This is a genomic window from uncultured Veillonella sp. (assembly GCF_934230905.1).
In the GTDB taxonomy this organism is placed as follows: domain Bacteria; phylum Bacillota; class Negativicutes; order Veillonellales; family Veillonellaceae; genus Veillonella.
Window position 1 is genome coordinate 1 of sequence record NZ_CAKQFJ010000024.1, and the last position, 20414, is coordinate 20414.

The following is a 20414-nucleotide window of genomic DNA, read 5'->3' on the forward strand; positions in this document are numbered from 1 at the left end:
AAAGATGTACCTACAGGTTTATTAAATACTATTTTGAAATGAACAGGACTTAAATAAGGAGGACCTATGAAATTTATATACCCTGCTATAATCCATGACGATGCTGATGGTTTCTGGGCTGAGTTTCCAGACTTAGAATATACTAGCAGTACTGGCTCAACGCTAACAGAGCTTGTAACTAATGCACAAGAAGCAATGGAGCTATATATTTTAGGTGCCTTAGAGGACGGGGAAAGTTTACCAACTCCTACATCTATTCGCAACTTATCTTGTACGGATACCACATATCCTACATTAGTGCAAACAGATATTGATTTAGCTAAAAATAGTAAGTCTATAAAGAAAACCTTAACCATTCCTGCATGGCTAAACGATAGAGCGCTAGCGAAAGGTATCAATTTCTCCCAAATTCTACAAGAAGCATTAGTAGAAAAAACGCTATAAACTAATACTCATCATTTACTTTCCACAAGTTGCTTAAAGCGTTCATTATTGTGAAACCGTTCAAAATGATCTTGTTCAGCAGCAACAGCCTTTACAGAGGGATCAATATTAATAGCTTTTTCAAGCCAATCAAGGGCTCTAGTATCATCCCCTTGATCTGCATAAATGGTAGCAATACCATACACAGACCAGGTATTACTAGGGTCCTTTTCTAATACCTTTTCAAACCATTGTTTAGACTCTTGTAATTGACCTTGTAACTTATAGACCATAGCCATATTGTAGTAATTCGCTACATTATTAGGATCTAAATCATAGGCCTTTTTCGTATCAACTAAACCTTTAGCGGTATCGCCATTGAGCGCTGTTGCAAACCCACGGATAGAATAGGCTTCGGCATTATTAGGATTATTCTTAATAGAAGCTGTCGCCTCCTCGATTGTTTTGACATAATCACCAGAGGATAAAGCCTGCTTAGCTGCAATTATGTGAGAATCTTGACTTTGATTTGTTTTAGCCTGTTCGTTAGCTGTTGTTGTAGGTTTAGCATCTTGCTGAGTCTTAGTCTCTGTACCACAACCTAATAGGCTAAACAAACAAAAACATAATAGAATATATTTCATACAGTACCTTTCGATTAGCCAATTAATACATCATGTATTACTATCATAATTATACTAAAACTATATACAAAAAAAGGACGAGCCGCAACTCGTCCTTTTTCATTATGTAGTTAGTGTTTCGTTATATAGAAACTACTTGTTAGTCCTATTTTTTAGCTTTCGAGCAACGATCCAACAAGTATGCAACGCTTACGAATGGGATGCCGCCGTTTTCACCAAGACCAATTTCACATGTAGAACTGGAGCTTACGCCAAGTGTAGCACCATATTCGGCAACTTCACTAGCAAGGTCTTTTGTAGCTGCTTTGTTAAGTTCTGGTGTGAAGAAACCTTTTTGACCAGCAAAGCCATCGCATGCGAAAGACTTAATATTGAATACATGGTCAGAGCATAGACGTGCCAAGTCTTCAATATATTGAGATTTACCCAATACTTTAATTTTACATTGTTTATGAACAATAACACGTTCATCACATTTTGTAATATCAAGACGAGGTACTACATATTTGCATAAGAATTCAGAAATATCATTAATTTCTAAGTCTGGCATATGTTTGAACGCATGGTTGAAGCAAGCACTATGATCAATAACAATTGGGTATTTACCATTTTGAGATGCTTTCATCAATGCATCGTGTAAATCTTTTACAGCGCGTTCATGTACATCATCATAGTTTTCAAAACTCAAACCACAGCAGAGGTTTTCGATGTGTTCAGGATAAATCACATCGATTTGAGCCTTATTGCAGAGGCTTTCAACAACTTGTTGCAAGCTACGTTGATCATCATAACCTTGATTTTGACGGAACGCACGGTTCGCACAAGTACTGAAGTATACAACCTTTTCAAAGTTAGTAGGTTTAATGCGGTTTTTCAATTTATAGCGGTTAGCCTTAGGTGTTGTTTTAGGTACATAAGGTGTCACGCCAGTTACGCCATGTAACCCTTCAGTGATTTTGGAAATTGCTTTTTGTGTGATAATAGAACCTGCAATGCCTTCAAGGCTTACGCCGGCACGGCACATTTCAAGAGTACTGGAGAAATTATCGTAAATTTTCTTAGCCAAACCAGGTGCTGGAGGATCGATGCGGCGCATGGACAATGCGATTTGTGCAGTATCGATACTAAGTGGGCAAAGACCTTTACACATGGAACAAGCAGCACAAGTTTCAACACCGAAATATTCGTAACCTTTTTTAAGCTCGTTAGCAAGAGCAAAATTACCTTCATTTTCAAGGCGTTTAGTTTCGCGCAACAAGGCAATACGTTGACGTGGAGTTAATGTTAAGTTACGGCTTGGGCAATTCTTTTCACAGAAACCACATTCCATACAAATTGTGAAAGCATCATCGATAACACATTGTGCTTTAAGATTTTTCTTGTACACATCTGGATCATCAGTAATCATAACATCAGGGTTCAAGATGCGAGTAGGGTCAAAGATAGCTTTGATGCGACGGTTAATTTCGTAAGCTTTGCGGCCCCATTCCATTTCAATGAAAGGTGCCACCATACGACCTGTACCATGTTCGGCTTTCAAAGAACCACCGAAACCAGATACGCGTTCGGACATTTCTTTTACCAAATCACCAAAGTTTTTAGTATCTTTAGGGTCGTTGAAGTCAGGCGTAATGTTAAAGTGAACGTTACCGGACAATGCATGACCGAAAATAACACCACCATCTACGAAATCGTATTTATGGAATAATTCAGTAAGCATTTCAATGCCCTTAGTGAAGTCTTCGATTTGGAAGCAAACGTCTTCTGTGATAACAGTTGTACCTTTTCTACGTTGACCACCAACGATTGGCAAGATACCTTTACGAATAGCCCACCAAGAATCATATTCTTTAGGGTCTTGAGAATAAAGACTTGGAATTGCTGTTGGAATATCTTTTAATTGTTCTTTAATGAAAGCCAAGTTTTCATCTACAGTTTCTTTGGAATAACTTTCAGTTTGGAACAAGATAGCACTTGTACCTTCTGGTACTTCACGAACGAAATCAGGAACGTTTTCAAGAGTTTGAACTGCTTTAAGAGATTGATAATCCATCATTTCAGCAGCAACAACTTTTTCACGGCCCATATTAGCTAATGCTACAACCGCAAGAGAAGCATCATTTAATGTGCTGAAGAACATAAGACCGCAACCTTTATGAGGTACGTCTTCAACTGTGTTATATACGATTTCAGATACGAAACCCAATGTGCCTTCGGAACCGATAAACAAGTGGTTAATGATATCGATGATATCTTCGAAGTCTACAAGGGAGTTCAAACCGTAGCCTGTAGTATTTTTAATTTTGTATTTATGATGAATCAAATGAGTCAATTCTTCATCAGCCAAGATTTCTTTACGTAATTGTAAAATATCTTCTACCATTTGAGGTTTTTCTTTGAGGAATTGATCAATGCTCTTCTTATCGGATGTATCCAAAATGGAACCATCTAATAAAACAACACGAATAGAGCGAATTGTTTTATAAGAGTTTTGTGCAGTACCACAGCACATACCAGAGGAGTTATTGTTCAAAATACCACCAACTAATGCTGTAGCAAGTGTTGCAGGGTCTGGACCAATTTTACGATTATATGGTTTCAACAACTCATTAGCATCAGAACCGATAACACCACATTCACAACGTAACGCTTTACCGTCGTCGATGACTTCCATTTTCTTAAAGCCATCATTACATACGATAAGCACATCTTCGCTAGAACATTGTCCAGACAAAGAGGAGCCTGCTGCACGGAAAGTAAATGGTGTGCCACATTGATGACACAAACGAATAAGATGACGTACTTCAGATTCACTTGCTGCTTTTACAACTACTTTTGGTAAATAGCTATAGCAAGATGCATCTACACCATACGCATAACGGCGTAGATTATCTGTATAAACACGATCTTTACAAATCGCCTTTGCTTCTTTGGCAAAGCGATCATAATCTTTAAGTAATGTACTCACTTGAATGGCCTCCAATCCTATCCTTAGGAAAATTTTCGTTTATAACTAGTATACGCCGTTCTCATTTCGCTCGCTACCATTATGCATAAATTGTATACAGAATATAAATTCTATAGATACACAATATAAAACGTATTTTAGTTGAAAATTAATTTCATCTACTAGAAAATCAAATCCATGTACTAGAAATATACATCAATAAAAATATATAGTAATCACGCATTAAAGACCATATAGGTAGTCCCTATCAATATGCATATTCATAAGGATTAACCGCTGTATGTCACTATTACAAACCGACAGCAAAATGTGAATACTTATGCAGACTTTATAAGTATTCCGTATTGTACACATTAAGAATTATCAATATGAATTAGTTATGCATTTTAGGAATAGACTTTAAAGCAACACACCCGAGCCAATTATCAATTTGACAGCCAATGCAAATACGCCAATACTCATGAGCGCTAAAATAGCCTTAGCCTTAAGACGTTTGGAAATCTGAGCACCTACTTGAGCCCCAAATATGGCACCAATACTAGCCGGAATAGCAATGCCAAAGACAATATGATTCTCTATAAGATGTGTAATAACACCAACGGCAGTCGACACCGCCAAAATAGCATGACTAGTAGCCGTTGCTAAATGTGTGGGAAATCCCATGATATAAATCAGAGCAGGCACATGTACTAGGCCGCCACCGATGCCGAAAATACTAGAGATGAAACCAACAATAACACTAATGGCAATGCCGATTGGTTTATTGTACGTCACTTGATCTTTAGTCAAAGATTCTTCCTTACGTTCACCTTTTTTACCAAAGTTCTTAAAACCAATCAAGAATGACGCACATAGCATAAAACAGCCAAAAGCGAACATAAATCCATTACCAGTGAACCATCCAGACATACGAGCACCTAAAATAGCACCTGGGAATGTAGAGATACTAAATATAAGTGCAGCACTAACGTATACCTTCTTCTGACGTAAATATGCTAATGACCCAGAGATGGCATTACACATAACAGAAAATAGTGATGTTCCCACAATCATAGACGGGGACCATTCTGGGAACCAATACATAAATAATGGTACGAATACAAGACCTCCACCTGCGCCAATTATCGTACCGAACATGGCGGTAAAAAAACCAACTATAATAAAAAATAAATAAAACAAAACTATATTATCAGACATAATCACACTCCTACACTACCACGTAAAGGACTTGCCATTGTACAAATACAATAGACGTAACTATTCTACAATCACTGTGGATCCATTAGGGATTATAGTAATCGATGCATCCTCTCCCATCATGCCACGGGCAACGCTCAATGCTTCATCCAATGTAGAAGCAGGTGTCATATGCATATCACGGATAATTTGATGATCACAATCTTGGGTAACAACAATCACCTTATAGTGATGTAAGATACGCGCCAAAATTTGAATTTTCCATTGATATGGCTTTGTTTCATTGCGCGGTACACCGTGAATATCATTCAAAATTTGTTGAGGACTTTCCATATTTTTGAAAGCCTCATATAAGGCTTGTCCCCCATGGCCTTCCTTGCAGGATGCAGCGATGATAATCACACCTCCATCCTTACAAGAGGCTTCGCCAGCCGTCATCCCCTTTACGGATTGATATAAGTTTTGGTCAGATGGATATCCACCATTACTTGTGATAACGATATCGGCAGGTATGGCTTTCACAGAAGATAAGGAACGAATAAACTCATATCCTTCCTTGTGTGCATCTACACAATCACCAGCTACTGCCTTGATGATTTCCTTTTTGCTATCGATGATAACATTTAAGATAAATTGCAAATTCGCTTTTCGTGCAGCGTACAACATATCCTTATGAATTGGATTTTCATCAATTTTACCAGTTCGGGAATGTTCGCTTTCAATAAATTCAGCACAATGATTGGCCAACACCGTCACCTTAGAAGCTACGCCAGGCAACACGGATTTACGGCCACCAGAAAAACCTGCAAAGAAATGAGGGTTAATCAGACCTTCGGCGATAAGTAATTCTGTTTCCACTGCTAAGCGATTAATAACACACTTGCCACCAGATGGCAACGTCCCGATTTCCACCATATTTTCAGCATCCTCGGAATCGTGATTAATGAACTTCTCATGATTCACAAGATCCTCGCCGAACCGATGCACCATCTCCTCATGAGTCATAGCCCTGTGAAATCCAGTAGCAATCAAAATCGTAATATCAATCGTCGGATTCACCGCACGAATACGACGAAGCAAAATTGGTAACGTCACCTTACTAGGCATAGGACGCGTATGATCACTCGTAATAATAACCATATTACGCTTTCCTGCAACCAATGACTCTAGAGACGGACTATGAATCGGATGATCAAGGGCATCCTCAACAAGCTCAGCTGGACTCATCTCAGCCTGATACGCTGCCGCATTAGACTCCAGAACCCCCTGCACAAACCGCTCATCAATAGACACATCTACACTTTTATAATCATAAGGGAAAGAATACCTCTTCATAACAACACCTCCTGTATTACATACCTTAAGTATAACAGAAATACTCAGGCGCAGCGAAATCTTCTTCTCAATCCAATTAAACTTACATACTTAGGAATGCGAGAACCCTCTAAAGAAATCTCCACCGGCCGGGTCTGACTACGCCCTTCGGGCTCCGCAGGGCCAAAGTCGATTTCTTCAGAGGGTTCTCGCATCTTCTAATTCAGTTCAACCTAGATTGAAAAAGAAGATTTATCTAAACTATAACAAACAACAAAAAAGAGTTTAACTCTATCATGTTAACTTTAGATAATAAAACATCAGTAATCTCAAATTAAACGATTCATTGTATTTCCAATCTATGTGGTTCTGCGAAAGGACTGAGGTCCTACTAAAAAACCGACTTTGGCCCTTTCCCATTACAACTCGTGGTAATGCAGATACAATCATATTTCCAATCTATAAACATCTAAATAGAAAACGCGAGGGACCTCTGAAGGAATCGACTTTGGCCCTGCGAAGGCCGTAGGCCGAAGTCAGACCCGGCCGGTGGAGATTTCTTTAGAGGTTCCTCGCGTCCCCCATAGTTAAATTAATTAGATTGGAAATACGATTTAGCTGCTTTTAGCCGCCCTCGTTCACACGATACTTGCAACTCATCACCCGGTTCTAGTTTTACGTCCCCCAATGGCACGATGTATGTACCATGACGACGAATACTAACGATCAACGTTCCTTCTGGTAACGCAAGGTCTTGTAATTGTGTATGAACATATGATGCGACCACAGGAACCTTAGTTTGGAAGAATGTTTGTACATTTTCTAAGTTGCTTTGACCAGTCATCGCTTGTAATAAGGAATCGTAAACAGGTGGTTCTTTTAATAATTCGGCTACTAAATATGCCACGATGGTAACGATACCAATAGCGTAAATATTAGAGAAACTATTCGTCATTTCAAGAACCAATAAAATGGCTAAAATAGGGGTTCGCATAGCCGCTGCCAGCATGCCGCCCATAGCACAAATGACAAATTGTGGAACAAAATCAGGAGATATTAAGCCTACAGACGAAAACAAACTTTCACAAAATGCACCGGCTGATGCACCAATAACGAGCATCGGCAAGAATATCCCGCCCTGAGCGCCACTACCATAACAAAAGGTGGTGAGCAAAATTTTACCGATTACAATACCACCGAGAAGAATGACGCCATGAGATTGAAAAGCAAGCTGCCCCACTAAATCATTGCCACCACCCAATAATAGCTGTGAATCAAATCCGATAACGGCTACAGTAATGAAAGTAAGGGCGAGTTTTAGAAAACGAGAACACTTAAGCCAATCAAAAAAGCGCTTAAAAGCAAATATCATGCGACAAAACAATACGCCGCAAAGGCCCATCAGAATACCAACACCAAGAAGCACGGGGAAGTAATCGAGAGGCATACCAGTAGTTACAGAAAAACCCAATGCTGGCGTAAGCCCAAAGATAGTCACCGTAATATAGTTAGAGATAAGTGTGGCCACGAAAGTAGGAATAACAAGATAGGGATAAAAGCTCTTGTGCACCTCTTCAAAGACGAACATGGCTCCAGATACAGGCGCACTGAAGGCAGCCGTCAAGCCAGCACCAGCACCTGCCGATGTGAGGATACGCTGTTCACGTAAGCCAGAATTCATCCAGTAGGACACGATTTTACCAGCAGAGCCCCCGATTTGTACGGCCGGGCCTTCACGACCTACAGAAAACCCTGCAAAACCAGTTAATACACCACCAATCATCTTAGATATCAGTGTGCGATATGGCTTCATATCAAATAAGCCAAGCATTTCCCCTTCAATTTGCGGAATACCAGAACCGCCAGATAAAGGGGCCCATGTTAATAATCGATCAACAGCAAAAGCAAATACTACCATAGCAATGAGCCACCCTATAGCCCATTCTAGAGAAATATCCCCCATCAAATGCCATCTAATATGCTCAGACTCGAGAATTAAATATCGATAAGCAGCTCCAAAAAAACCTGCAATAATACCTACTAATGCACCTTTAGCAATTAGTTCAGATAATAATACACGATTCATAGACATATCCGCTAAGGTAGAGCTGCGTTTATTTATTTTCCATAGTTTCATGCATTCTCCTCCTTATGGAACGCACTTTCGCTAGCTATATATTAGTATATTTATAACTAGTATACGTGCCGTTCCTTACTTGTATTTACATGCCTCGGCTCATCTTCATAAGCAATATACGTTTTACCGATTCATCGAGACGTTCTTTTGAGATAGTGCCGTCTTTAACGGCTTTCATAAGACCATTGTAAGCGTCTTGCATATGTTCATATTCATGGCATACAAGCAAGATATCACTGCCCGCTTGAATGGATTGAACAGCCATATCGCCAAAGGTATAGTGCTTAGCGAGGGCCCCCATATCCATATCATCGGTAACAACAACACCATTATACCCCATATCCTTGCGAAGCCAATCAGTAATGATTTTCTTAGACAGGCTAGATGGATGATCTAGGTCAATTTGCAGATACATCGCATGAGATACCATGATGGCATATGTATTTGGTTTAGACTGTTTAATGAGGTCTGCAAATACCTTCGTATCTTCAGCTAACAACGTATCTTTAGATATCGGTACCACACTAGTATCCGCATGTAAATCCACATCGGTTTTGCCAATGCCAGGGAAATGCTTATACGAATACCATAGGCCAGATTCATCATATGCTTTGCCGACGGCACTAGCAAATTTCACAACTTGGTCAGGATTGGTACTGTATGACCGGCCATAGGTTAATCCTAAATCCGCATCAGGTGCAAAATTAATGTTAAAACCGAGCCCTTTTAACTCAGTCCCCACTTGTTTAGCTAAATCAACCGCATGGTCAACAGAACCTTGCCCTAGCTCTTCTGCAGGGGGCACCTTAATCAACTTGTCCTCCATGCGTGCCACGGCACCGCCCTCTTGGTCGATACCGATGAACAACGGTGTAAGGCCTGCACTTTTACTTGTCTTATTAATATCGGTAATGAGCGTTTTTACTTGTTCCTTATTCTCCATATTACGGTCAAATAGGATAATGCCACCCACCCGATATTCGTTAAGCATAAATTTCGCATCATCATTAAGCGTCTTGCCCTGAATACCAATCATCAACAATTGGCCTACCTTATCCGCATCGGACATATTCGCCACTAATTTGTCCACCTTTTCTTCTGGTGAAAGCTCACTTTGCACTACCGATTCATACGTAACAGGCTCGGACTTGTGAGCAAACGGGTTATGTAAAGCGCAGCCTGCTGTCAGTGCCAATGCACCAATCATGGTCGCTGCTAAGATACGTCGTAACATAGTAACCTCCAAATATAATTTATATCGCTTATAGTATATCATCTTAGGCCATATTATATGTACTTAACAAATTGACCCTATCTATGCTATACTTAACTATATCGTAAAGTTTCGATGTAATTTAGTATATAATGACTCGTGTGAGTCCAAGAGGAATATATGGAATTTGAAAATAACCAAGTACCAGAAGCGATTCTGGACAAATTAACAAAGGTGTGTACATGCCGAAGCATTACACGAAAAACAATTAAAGAGGCCATTTTTAATGGTGCTCATACATTTCCTGCAGTAAAAGAGGCAACCAGAGCAGGCACAGGTGCCTGCGGTGGCAAAGGTTGTGGTCCTCGTATCGTAAAATTACTAGCAGAATTGAAAGAGCAAGGAAAAATTTAATAAGTATATGCAAAATACCCCTCCTGAAAATGACTATAACAGCTACAGTTGTGTAGTAGCCGGTCCACTTTCAGGAGGGGTATTGTCAATACACGCTCATATATTCTATTACAGAACTAAATTAACGATACTTTCAAATCCCCTAAGAATCGATTGTTGCAATGGCACAAAGATGTGCGAAGCAATAGGCGAATTCAAGATAACAATGAGAATGATCAAAGATACCATACTAAATTGTGCTATATGGATTTGCCATTTAAAGGGCAAACAATTCATCACAATATGACTACCATCGAGTGGTGGTACAGGCATCAAATTGAGTATGGCAAAGTTAATGTTATATACAACAATAAGAAACAGTACGAGATACAACGATGACTCATCATGTAATAAGTGTAAGAACTCAAGAGATCGCATAACAATATAACCGATAAAAGCCATCAATAGATTCGCCATAGGGCCTGCTATTGATACAATCATATCATCAGTTCGAGGGTCCTTAAAATGAGTAGGATTGACAACCACTGGTTTCGCCCAGCCAAATCCACCAAGGATAAAGGCTAACGAACCAACGAGATCAAGGTGTACAAAAGGGTTCATCGTAAGACGCCCCATCATACGAGGTGTAGGATCACCCAATAAATCAGCCGCCTTAGCATGGGCATATTCATGCCCAGCAGCAGCAATAATCAGCGCCGGGATTGACGCAATAATCATAATCAAACTTAATCCAGAAAGAATCATAACACTCCTTATACTCTATTGATTGGATTCCCATTCGGAAACGCCTTCATTAATGCAAGTAAATGCATTTAACACGCGTGGATATCCAATATATGGCACACATTGAGACGCAATACTAATCAAAAACTTCCGATCATTTCCTACATTCAAATTACCAATGACATGCGCCTTGAGTTGTGCTTCACAACCGCCTTGAGCCATAAGGAAACAGAACGTAATCAACTCACGTTGCTTAGTACTAAGCCCCTTGCGAGTATAATAATCACCAAACATATTAGATAACCATTTATTAATGTGACGCATATCTTGTGGACCCGATTGGTAAAAGTCTTTCATGCCTTCACCCCAAATTTCCACTTGCTTTTCAATGCCCTTTTCAAAACGATTTTCGCTTGTAATCGTGCTACGATGTGGATTTTGAATTTCTTCGTCTCGATAATCAAGAATTTTATTGGTAATCTTAAAGAATGGACGAACGCGACCAATTCCAAGATACGGTACCGCTTGATAAATGAGCTCAACAATTTCATCAGGAATAACGCCAAAATTCAAAGCGGCTGGCATCATCAATGAGTACTCTTCTGTAGCACCAGCACCAACTAAAGTCGCTAAAATAGCCAAAAAACGACTATGTGCTGCTACATTACAACCATCTTCAATAATAACCTCGTGAAAGGCAAAATTTTCAAATAAATCTTCAAACTCAGGGTCTATATAACCTGCTGGCGATGCAATATCAGGAAACATGCGTTCCGTATACGCTTGCGCAAATTCAGATTTCGCCATCGTTACCTCCTAAAACCATGAATGGACTTTCACCTAATATCATCTATTACAATTCTACCATATACATAAACCTACTATAGATCCATGTATATACAACAATGGTGAAAGCCCCTAATAAGAACTTTCACCATCATACGTACAAGTATAAGTATTTAATTATTATGCATGAACGTTTACAGTTGCAGGAACTGCATTTACATCAGGGAATGCAAAATCTGTACCATATACTTCTTTCCAAGCAGCCTTGAACATATTAAATTCGTTTGTGCCAGGATTAATTTGATATACTTGACCATCTTGAGCAAAACGATATACGGTATGCAAGCTAGGATGAACAATATATTTAAACAATGTAGCTTCGCCGTATTGGTTGTTATGCATATTAACTACATTAATACCGAATACGTAGTTGCGGCTACCATCAATCAAGTTAAATTGAGATGCTTTGTCGAAATAATACGTTTCAGTACCATTAGCACTGTTTGGTACTTCTGGATAATTTGCCAAGCCGTTCCAGTTAGCAGCACTTGCTACGGAACCAACGAGTAATGTTGCTGCAAGAGCAAATGTGGTAACAAGTTTCTTATTCATAATATTCTCCTCCACCCTAAACGGTAAGACAGGGGCCACTCTCATTGCCCCAATAACACAAAGAATTACTTAAATTATACCATATATAAACAATACATAATATACTTACTACGGCTTACGTATTAGCAACTAAACATTATAACGGATTAGTACTTACGTATCGAATAGTGTGTCTAGCGCTTAATATCTTCAGGATTAACTACACCATGGGATACATCAATAGCATCTAATAGTTTATTAAGCAACGATCTTAATTCAGCTGCTTCTTGCACAGAAAAAACCTCCCGTGCTGAAGCCACTAATTTTTTAGGTACTTTTATAGCTTCTCCACGAACCGCATGACCTGCTTCTGTAAGAATTACCATGACAACACGTTCATCGCTATGGCTGCGTTTACGTTTTAAGAAACCTTTTAATTCTAATTTTTTCAACAATGGTGTCAATGTACCAGAATCAAGACGCAACACTTGACCTAACTCTTTAACAGATAGTTCACCATATTCCCACAATGCCATCATGACAATGTATTGAGTATATGTCAAATTCAATGGTTCTAAATATGGACGATATGCATTTACAACTTCCTTTGCCACAACATACAAAGGAAAACCCATTTGATTTTCTAATAATAAATAATCGTCTTCTGGAATTTCTGCGACACGCTTATAACCTGCCAAAGTACCTATTTTTGCCATTAAAACCAGCCCTCCATTACACACACTATGTTAATCTAAATTAATTGTACACAATTTTCCAGTAAGCGGTCAATACATCTTTGTAAATTCTTCAGCAATTTACAGTTTCATAGATGAGGGGAAAAATGACACGCTACTGCGCAAGCGGAGCCCGAAGTCATTTTTCCCCTCATCTATTCCACACAATAAGTACTGTAAGAATTTATAAAGATTTCAAAAAAGAAGGGTCTGTCTCCGCCCTGCGGGCTTCGCAGGGCCAAAGTCGGCTTCAGAACCCCCACACCTTCACCATACTAATCTATAGTTAGCTAATAGCAATATAGCATTTTACATTAGAACCCATTAAGAATTTATAAAAATTAGAAAAAAGGGTCGCATAAGCGACCCTTGGATATTTAGTTATTAGTCAATATAGGTTACAGGATTTCCTTTGATGTCGAGTTCTCTGCGGTTTAATCCATTTGGTAGATCTGGATAGCCTATAGCAAGGCTAGCGTATACTTTTTCATCATTGCCCATGCCGAGTTCCCGAAGGCGTTTGATTAAGCGTTCGTTGTCTTGTAGATGACGCAATTGGTTCACCCAGCAAGATCCTAAGTCTAGTTCGTTGCAGGCAAGCATCATATTTTCCATAGCACATGCCGCATCAGAGAAATTGTTAGCTAACACAGGTTTATGTGCCAATACGATGAGCGCTGGTGCATTGTAATGGAATACAAATTTACCTTCTTTGGACATCTTAATAATATTCACCATATATGGTGGTGTTTGTTCGGTTACTTCTGTTTGACCATATTCTTCTTGAACGATGGTAACTAGTTCTTTCAACACCTCTTGATTAGTAATCACCATAAAATGAAGGGGCTGCAAATTCCCTCCTGTTGGTGCACGGCGTCCTGCGTCAATCACAGTGTCGAGCAATTCTTGCGCCACCGGTTCAGATTTAAATTTACGCGTACTATGACGTGTTTTAATGCATTCTAAGGTATTCATAATAAGCCTCCTTATGAAAGTATTCTACTATGAATTAATTATTTTTTACAAGTTTACCTATATATGAATTTCTGTCTTCAACCGAATTAGATTTATAGTTCCAAGACAGTAATAATGCAGAATTAAGCACTACGAGCAGACTACCTCCGTTATGTACGAGGGCTCCCCATACAGGTGAAAGCGTTCCTATCATGGCCAAGATAATGGCAATACCATTAAGAATAAGAGCAAAGCTTAAATTAATCTTTATCGTGCGCATCATATGTTTAGATAAAGCCACCATATGTGGCATTTCAGAAATTGTATCATTAACTAGAACAATATCAGAGGCTTCTACAGCAATATCGCTACCCATCCCTCCCATAGCAATACCAACATCCGCTTTTTTGAGGGCTGGTGCATCATTCACACCATCGCCAACCATGGCTACCACATGGCCTTGTTGTTGTAATGTCGATACAGTATTCATCTTGTCTTCTGGCAAGCAGTCGGCTATGACATGACTCATATTAAGTCGTTTTGCAATGTGTTGTGCCGTTGTGCCATGGTCACCAGTAAGCAACACAGGTGTTACATTAAGACTATATAAATCATCCACTACATGGCGGCTTTCAGAACGAACACAATCGGCCAAAGCAATAAAACCTTCTAACACATTATTAATAGCCACATACATAATAGATGCACCACGACCTAAATAGGATGCAGCATCAGCTTTCACAGAATCAGGAATATTCACATCAGACACATTCATCATTGCCGTATTACCAACAAGAATGCGAGTGCGTATGTCCCCATTTACAGACGCCTCAATCCCCTTACCAGGAACAATCGTAACATCCTCAACAGCAGCTAATGGAGCTTCATAATGAGTTGTGTAATCAGACACAATAGCCTTACCCAATGGGTGCTCAGATTTTTGCTCTACAGAAGCCACTAGATGATATAGCGCATCGTCTGTCATAGAGCCAATAGACATCACAGCCGTTACTTGAGGGCGACCATGTGTCAACGTCCCTGTTTTATCGAATGTAATCGTATCAACCTTAGCTAATTCCTCCATAATGTGACCACGGCGTACGAGGAAACCGTGTTTACTAGCATTGGAAATCGCCGCCATAATAGCAGCAGGTGTAGCAAGTACCAATGCACAAGGACAGAACACAACGAGAATCGTCACAGCGCGGATCATTTCACCGGTTACAAGATATGTACCAACGGCTGTAAGAAGGGCCATCACTACAATCCAGGTAGCCCAGCGATCTGCAAGGCTTACGATTTTGGCATTGCCTGGATCCGTTTCCTTTACGAGCTTAATCATACGTTGAATGGAGCTATCTTCCCCAGCCTTTGTAGCCATCATGTCGAATGCACCGAATTGGTTGATTGTACCAGAAAATACATCATCACCTACATGTTTGTCTACCGGCATAGATTCTCCAGTCATAACAGATTGATTCACAGATGTAGTACCCATGCGAATTGTACCATCCACAGGAATGATTTCACCAGGCAACACGCGAATCATATCACCGACTGTAACCATATCAGCAGGAATGCTATGTTCTGTATCATTACGAACAACACGCGCCGTTGTAGGCGTTAATTTAACAAGACGTTCAATGCCTGCTTGTGCTTTGGATACAGTAAAATCTTCGAGCATGGCACCGAGTTGCATGATGAAAGCAATTTCTGCAGCTGCAAAATATTCTCCAATAATAACAGCCGCAATAAGGGCTAAGGACACAAGCAAATCTGCTTTTACGTCAAATTCCTTATACATCGCCTCTGCTGCGCCCCATACGATAGGTAATCCATTGAAAATAATAGCTAACCACGCTAAATCAAAGGGTAATCCAAATCGTATACCCGCCAAACTCAATACTACACCAATGCCACCGATAGCTAATGTAACTTGTTCGCTATGATTGATGATCCACTCTTTTGCTTCCTTCCACGTTACCATATGTACCTCCTATGAAAATGTATATACCTACCTTTTTTCATACCCGTTGGTATGTTTATCTCATTTTTATTTATACCTATAGGGGTATATCTATCATCTACACTATATACCCTATGGGGTATATTTTCAAGAAGAAATATATGTTAGCTCCGCCAATTCGGGAGCCACTAACCATTGAGGGACATAAAAATAGCGACTAGTTACTTAATAATATAAGTAACTAGTCGCTATTTTCTATATTAGATTTTTATGAAAGTTTTCATTTCTATCAAATACATATTATACCTGCATAGTAGCCCATAGCAGTACGTCATAAATAAGAGCTACAACAACGGCCATAGCTAGTTGTCCGCCAATATAAACTGGCACGAGGTATATAAAAAAGGCCCATAAAGCGCCAATGATGTTCATCCATATAGGGCCAAGCTGCTTGCTTTCAATCCATGCCACAAATCGATCTAACGAATTGATGATTCTCATAATCCATCGTGGCACGGCCTTGTCCGGATTACACACAGGTAAATATAGCAGTAATAGTGGTAATACAATCGCATCAATGGCGAGCAACGCACTTAAGGTTAAAGAAAACCAATCAAGCTCACCTTCCCAAGTGATAGGATGCGAATAAAATTGAAGCCCCCACAAATAGGCTTTGTATACGATATACGGTTCTAATAGCCATAATAGGGGCTTCGTAACGTCCATAATAAACTTCTCTCTCTAAATCTATAAATAGTAAATTAATTATAACATATTTTTTATTATTACATACTTAGAGAATTTTTTAACAATCCTAATATAGACTAATTTAAAAATGGAACTGCTACAAAACAGTTCCATTTTATTACTCTACAGTAACCGTATTATCTCGTCTTACTTTTTCAAGCATTTTAGAACGCACTGTAGATTCAGTATCAAGTTTATGTTTACCACCATACCAAGCTATATCTGCGCCAGCCAAGTGGAACATGATTTTACCATAACCACTACCGGAAGCACGTTCAGGTTTATTATAGCCTATATCAATGGATATGTGCGGAGTCAATTGTAACTCTGTTCCCATACGGAATCCATTCTTATCCGCCTCACGTTTTAAATTCCAATGGTACGCTTCGCCATACACACGAGCCCACCGAGCATTCTTAAAGGTTTTACCATATTCTAAGGTATAACCGTTAGTCACACTTTGTACGGTCGCATTGTCTATCAAACGATCTCCTACTGTACCACGATAATAATTTAATCGCAGTTCGCTTTCACCAGACATATACTCATAACCAATGCCAACGCGACCATGATGATGAGTGAAACGATGATCATAAAACACGTTGACACCATGCAAATGACGTTCATCTCTACTGATGCGGCGATAGCCTAAACCGCTATTTAAAGTTGTACCAATATCTGCAGCACGCGCTACGGATCCTTGGGTAAACCAAACTTGGCGGGACCGATCGTCATAATGACCTATAGGCTGCACCGTTTCCGCACTATACAAAGGCTTCCAGTGTTTCTGAAAGCTAAAGGCTACCGTGGTTCGTTTCATCCAAGCTTTACCATGAGTATGCATATCATCGTTAAGGTTGGACACAACCGCCACATTAATAGCAGAATTGACGGCATCAACACTAGAATAATGCGTGGTCTTACGCTCTGTGGTATCCATCACCAATGGACCACTTTTACCAATCTGATGATCAGGTAAATAGGCTGGTGAAATATGAAACGCCTCCGTATTCACTTGTCTCTTCGTCGCAGAAGATGCCACATCACTGGCCCACACCGTCGGAGCTAGTAACATCCCACACAACACACACACTAAAAATCGCATATACACTCTCTCATATCTAACGCTCACAATTCATTAATGAAAAACTAATGAAATATATATTAGTATACCGAAAAAAGGTATATACTGTCAAAAAACGGCTGTAACAATATGCGTTCACTGTGCATGCCGTTACAGCCGTTTATAGATTAGGCTCATGATTTTAGTTTATTGATTAGACACCTGATTTAAGTTTACGGATCAATCTACCAATTACAGATTAAGCGCTTCAATCCACTCTTTTTCTTTAAATCCAACTAATACCTTATCCTCTAATACCAAGATTGGACGCTTTACGAGCATACCATTAGATGCTAATAAAGCGAGTTTTTCCTCTTCGCTAAGACCTGGCAACTTATCCTTTAATTGTTGTTCACGATAAATCAATCCAGACGTATTAAAGAATGCTTTCAAATCCTTACCTGATTGAGGGTACCAAGCAGCAATTTCTTCAGCTGTAGGATTTTCAGATTTAATATCACGGTCTGTGTACTCAATATGATGATCATCTAAAAACTTCTTTGCTTTTTTGCACGTTGTGCATTTGGGATATTCTACAAATAACATAGGAACTCCTTTATCTACATATAACACTAAGAATCATTATTCATTTATATATAGTGTAGCAGATATATCGATTAATTTCAATTTATTGTTTTATATATCGTCCGTAGGGATAGCGGTACATTGTTGTATTGACTGTAACGCTTCGAGTAAACGACTATTTGTTTGAGCTTTACGCAAATCAAGGTCCATTTGAACTCTCAAAAAAAATCCATTAGACATACCAAAATATTTACAAAGTCGTAAATCCGTATCCGCCGTAATTCTACGCTTATCTTGTAAAATCTCTTGAATTCTAGATACAGGCACTTTAATATCTTTGGCAAGTCGATAAGCTGTTAGACCAAACGGCTTTATAAATTCTTCTTTCAATATCTCACTAATTGTTGGAGTAGGAATATAATTTTTCATAAGTATAACCTCTTTAATGGTAATCCACAATTTCAACATTATAAAAACAATTTATATCTTTTACTTGAAAGCAAATCCTATACTGATTATTTATCCTAAGACTAGTTTCCTTATCCTTAAATCCAATAATCATAGAATACGTCTCCTTTATTATACCTGTTATACAGGTATAATTCAATATAACTACTTATTCTGAAGATATAAACAAAAAAATGAGAACACGATAATATATTCTATAAAAATCTTCTACAAGGGTTATTACACTACCTGCCTATGACACTAATAGTCACCACCTCTTATAAAAAATCACTTAATTATCACTTACGATAATCTTCGTCACCTTGCTACCATTATGTTCAAAAAATATACCGCGAATGTTATCGCTATTATATCTAAGATATCCATAGAACCACCGGTTATTAAAGTCGATAAAGTCAGGGCGCCCATAGACGTCCATAACCTTTTTCAAGGTGTCGCCAACGGCAATGCCTCGAGTAGTTACAGCATCGCGATTACTTACGGTTATATACCATACGATAGGTCTGCTATCTTGCATCAAGGAATGTCCAAATTTAATGCCTCCATAGGTAAGCTCATCACGTTTTTCACTAGTCGGCTGACCTAAGCTAGCTTTTACCGCATCAAAGGACGTTCCCAAGGCAACACCAGCAATCTTCATATCTTCAGCCGGCAAATAAGCACCTATAGCCTGCCCTGGTCGATAATGACGGTATTGCTCTGCCTTTGGCCAACTAGGTGAAAGCTTAGCATTACTCGTTTCTAAACGATCCATGGCTTTACTAACCCAACTAGCATCTGCAATGGAGCTTACATTGCCCGCCAGTAATAACGCCGTAGCTACACTAAGTACTATACATTTTGTTCTCATTATTCTCTCCTAATCTCTCAAGCTATATAAACGATAAAAACCTATAAAACTAGGAAAATTCTCAAATTAACCCCACCCCAATATCCAAGAAAGGAGTTTCCTAAGTTGTAATAATAAGGGTGTAAGAATTAGGGCGAATATAACAACCAAAAGAGTGCTCCACAATATACCATAGGCTTTCAATATTAATTCAATAATAAAGAATAAAGATTTAAAAGCAAAAGAAGCCTCTCTTTTTTCTGCTATCCAAGATTTATAGGCATAATATATTTTAGGTTTAGATAAAAATGGATGCAGTTTTTTACACCACACCATCAGCCAAGGTATAATCCATATGTTACCAAACATAAGAATCAGTACTAGAACTTTATCACCTAATGGGTATAGTTCCAACACATAACGATCATAAATTAAGCCACAAAAAACATATATGGAAGTACACCAAATTAATAAGAGCAATAGCTTTACAACTACACCTAAAACTATTTTTATAATTGATTTACACATATTCACAAATATCTAACGCTCAAAAACTATATGATATAACAATATAACAACCCTAACGAAAAAGGCACAACCTTCTTAGTATAAGTATACTATGCTAAGAAGCATTGTGCCTATTGTTTTATGGTTTATT

General features: G+C 38.9%; 19 protein-coding genes. 2 read left to right on the plus strand and 17 right to left on the minus strand.

The window, feature by feature from the left end:
* Positions 1 to 66 precede the first annotated feature (66 nt).
* Positions 67 to 444 (plus strand): type II toxin-antitoxin system HicB family antitoxin, encoded by a 378-nt coding sequence (locus Q0E20_RS07235; RefSeq protein ID WP_295998386.1) that lies wholly within the window; start codon positions 67 to 69, stop codon positions 442 to 444.
* A gap of 11 nt (positions 445 to 455) precedes the next feature.
* Here Q0E20_RS07235 and Q0E20_RS07240 read toward each other — a convergent pair whose 3' ends face one another.
* From Q0E20_RS07240 to Q0E20_RS07265, 6 genes are all read right to left on the minus strand, one after another.
* On the minus strand, positions 456 to 1067 hold the full coding sequence (locus tag Q0E20_RS07240; RefSeq protein ID WP_295998389.1) for a tetratricopeptide repeat protein: 612 nt from the start codon (positions 1065 to 1067) through the stop codon (positions 456 to 458).
* Between the two features lie 145 nt (positions 1068 to 1212).
* A complete protein-coding gene (locus Q0E20_RS07245; RefSeq protein ID WP_295998392.1) occupies positions 1213 to 4035 on the minus strand; it encodes an FAD-binding and (Fe-S)-binding domain-containing protein in 2823 nt (940 codons plus the stop codon).
* A 399-nt stretch (positions 4036 to 4434) separates the two neighbouring features.
* Positions 4435 to 5232, minus strand: coding sequence for a sulfite exporter TauE/SafE family protein (locus Q0E20_RS07250; RefSeq protein ID WP_295998397.1), 798 nt, complete (start codon positions 5230 to 5232; stop codon positions 4435 to 4437).
* Positions 5233 to 5292: 60 nt separating this feature from the next.
* Positions 5293 to 6567, minus strand: a complete 1275-nt coding sequence (gene larA / locus Q0E20_RS07255; protein ID WP_295998399.1) for a nickel-dependent lactate racemase — start codon at positions 6565 to 6567, stop codon at positions 5293 to 5295.
* Positions 6568 to 7138: 571 nt separating this feature from the next.
* Positions 7139 to 8683 (minus strand): ClC family H(+)/Cl(-) exchange transporter, encoded by a 1545-nt coding sequence (locus tag Q0E20_RS07260; RefSeq protein WP_295998402.1) that lies wholly within the window; start codon positions 8681 to 8683, stop codon positions 7139 to 7141.
* A gap of 85 nt (positions 8684 to 8768) precedes the next feature.
* The gene (locus Q0E20_RS07265; RefSeq protein ID WP_295998406.1) at positions 8769 to 9917 is read right to left on the minus strand and encodes a glycoside hydrolase family 3 protein; all 1149 of its coding nucleotides are present in this window, start codon (positions 9915 to 9917) and stop codon (positions 8769 to 8771) included.
* A gap of 159 nt (positions 9918 to 10076) precedes the next feature.
* Between Q0E20_RS07265 and Q0E20_RS07270 the strand changes: the two genes are divergently transcribed.
* Positions 10077 to 10310 carry a (2Fe-2S)-binding protein gene (locus tag Q0E20_RS07270; protein WP_295998410.1) on the plus strand — a complete coding sequence of 78 codons (234 nt, stop codon included), beginning with the start codon at positions 10077 to 10079 and terminating at the stop codon, positions 10308 to 10310.
* 108 nt (positions 10311 to 10418) lie between these two features.
* Here the strand turns inward: Q0E20_RS07270 and Q0E20_RS07275 are convergent, their stop codons facing one another.
* The 11 genes from Q0E20_RS07275 to Q0E20_RS07325 form a co-directional block, all read right to left on the minus strand.
* Entirely contained in the window at positions 10419 to 11027 is a 609-nt protein-coding gene (locus tag Q0E20_RS07275) for a site-2 protease family protein (protein WP_295998413.1), read from the minus strand.
* Positions 11028 to 11069: 42 nt separating this feature from the next.
* On the minus strand, positions 11070 to 11840 hold the full coding sequence (locus tag Q0E20_RS07280) for a carboxymuconolactone decarboxylase family protein (protein WP_295998415.1): 771 nt from the start codon (positions 11838 to 11840) through the stop codon (positions 11070 to 11072).
* Between the two features lie 159 nt (positions 11841 to 11999).
* Entirely contained in the window at positions 12000 to 12431 is a 432-nt protein-coding gene (locus Q0E20_RS07285; RefSeq protein WP_295998418.1) for a hypothetical protein, read from the minus strand.
* Positions 12432 to 12604: 173 nt separating this feature from the next.
* Positions 12605 to 13126, minus strand: coding sequence for a MarR family winged helix-turn-helix transcriptional regulator (locus Q0E20_RS07290; protein WP_295998420.1), 522 nt, complete (start codon positions 13124 to 13126; stop codon positions 12605 to 12607).
* A 402-nt stretch (positions 13127 to 13528) separates the two neighbouring features.
* Entirely contained in the window at positions 13529 to 14119 is a 591-nt protein-coding gene (locus tag Q0E20_RS07295) for a nitroreductase (RefSeq protein WP_295998424.1), read from the minus strand.
* A 34-nt stretch (positions 14120 to 14153) separates the two neighbouring features.
* Entirely contained in the window at positions 14154 to 16085 is a 1932-nt protein-coding gene (locus tag Q0E20_RS07300) for a cation-translocating P-type ATPase (RefSeq protein ID WP_295998426.1), read from the minus strand.
* A gap of 279 nt (positions 16086 to 16364) precedes the next feature.
* Positions 16365 to 16790: a hypothetical protein gene (locus Q0E20_RS07305; RefSeq protein ID WP_295998429.1), complete on the minus strand. Its 426-nt coding sequence runs from the start codon at positions 16788 to 16790 to the stop codon at positions 16365 to 16367.
* Positions 16791 to 16929: 139 nt separating this feature from the next.
* On the minus strand, positions 16930 to 17916 hold the full coding sequence (locus Q0E20_RS07310; protein WP_295998432.1) for an inverse autotransporter beta domain-containing protein: 987 nt from the start codon (positions 17914 to 17916) through the stop codon (positions 16930 to 16932).
* 210 nt (positions 17917 to 18126) lie between these two features.
* Positions 18127 to 18480 carry a Spx/MgsR family RNA polymerase-binding regulatory protein gene (locus Q0E20_RS07315; RefSeq protein WP_009660717.1) on the minus strand — a complete coding sequence of 118 codons (354 nt, stop codon included), beginning with the start codon at positions 18478 to 18480 and terminating at the stop codon, positions 18127 to 18129.
* Between the two features lie 90 nt (positions 18481 to 18570).
* Positions 18571 to 18888: a HigA family addiction module antitoxin gene (locus Q0E20_RS07320; protein ID WP_295998435.1), complete on the minus strand. Its 318-nt coding sequence runs from the start codon at positions 18886 to 18888 to the stop codon at positions 18571 to 18573.
* 310 nt (positions 18889 to 19198) lie between these two features.
* Positions 19199 to 19777 carry a TonB-dependent receptor gene (locus Q0E20_RS07325; RefSeq protein WP_295998438.1) on the minus strand — a complete coding sequence of 193 codons (579 nt, stop codon included), beginning with the start codon at positions 19775 to 19777 and terminating at the stop codon, positions 19199 to 19201.
* Positions 19778 to 20414: the final 637 nt, after the last annotated feature.

Bases quoted from the DNA above. Each gene is read 5' to 3' on its own strand.
- Q0E20_RS07270 (WP_295998410.1), top strand. From the start codon at position 10,077: ATGGAATTTGAAAATAACCAAGTACCAGAAGCGATTCTGGACAAATTA.
- Q0E20_RS07235 (WP_295998386.1), top strand. From the start codon at position 67: ATGAAATTTATATACCCTGCTATAATCCATGACGATGCTGATGGTTTC.
- Q0E20_RS07310 (WP_295998432.1), bottom strand. From the start codon at position 17,916: ATGCGATTTTTAGTGTGTGTGTTGTGTGGGATGTTACTAGCTCCGACG.
- Q0E20_RS07300 (WP_295998426.1), bottom strand. From the start codon at position 16,085: ATGGTAACGTGGAAGGAAGCAAAAGAGTGGATCATCAATCATAGCGAA.
- Q0E20_RS07305 (WP_295998429.1), bottom strand. From the start codon at position 16,790: ATGGACGTTACGAAGCCCCTATTATGGCTATTAGAACCGTATATCGTA.
- Q0E20_RS07315 (WP_009660717.1), bottom strand. From the start codon at position 18,480: ATGTTATTTGTAGAATATCCCAAATGCACAACGTGCAAAAAAGCAAAG.
- Q0E20_RS07280 (WP_295998415.1), bottom strand. From the start codon at position 11,840: ATGGCGAAATCTGAATTTGCGCAAGCGTATACGGAACGCATGTTTCCT.
- Q0E20_RS07320 (WP_295998435.1), bottom strand. From the start codon at position 18,888: ATGAAAAATTATATTCCTACTCCAACAATTAGTGAGATATTGAAAGAA.
- Q0E20_RS07260 (WP_295998402.1), bottom strand. From the start codon at position 8,683: ATGAAACTATGGAAAATAAATAAACGCAGCTCTACCTTAGCGGATATG.
- Q0E20_RS07275 (WP_295998413.1), bottom strand. From the start codon at position 11,027: ATGATTATTGCGTCAATCCCGGCGCTGATTATTGCTGCTGCTGGGCAT.
- Q0E20_RS07250 (WP_295998397.1), bottom strand. From the start codon at position 5,232: ATGTCTGATAATATAGTTTTGTTTTATTTATTTTTTATTATAGTTGGT.
- Q0E20_RS07265 (WP_295998406.1), bottom strand. From the start codon at position 9,917: ATGTTACGACGTATCTTAGCAGCGACCATGATTGGTGCATTGGCACTG.
- Q0E20_RS07285 (WP_295998418.1), bottom strand. From the start codon at position 12,431: ATGAATAAGAAACTTGTTACCACATTTGCTCTTGCAGCAACATTACTC.
- Q0E20_RS07240 (WP_295998389.1), bottom strand. From the start codon at position 1,067: ATGAAATATATTCTATTATGTTTTTGTTTGTTTAGCCTATTAGGTTGT.
- Q0E20_RS07290 (WP_295998420.1), bottom strand. From the start codon at position 13,126: ATGGCAAAAATAGGTACTTTGGCAGGTTATAAGCGTGTCGCAGAAATT.
- Q0E20_RS07295 (WP_295998424.1), bottom strand. From the start codon at position 14,119: ATGAATACCTTAGAATGCATTAAAACACGTCATAGTACGCGTAAATTT.
- Q0E20_RS07325 (WP_295998438.1), bottom strand. From the start codon at position 19,777: ATGAGAACAAAATGTATAGTACTTAGTGTAGCTACGGCGTTATTACTG.
- larA (WP_295998399.1), bottom strand. From the start codon at position 6,567: ATGAAGAGGTATTCTTTCCCTTATGATTATAAAAGTGTAGATGTGTCT.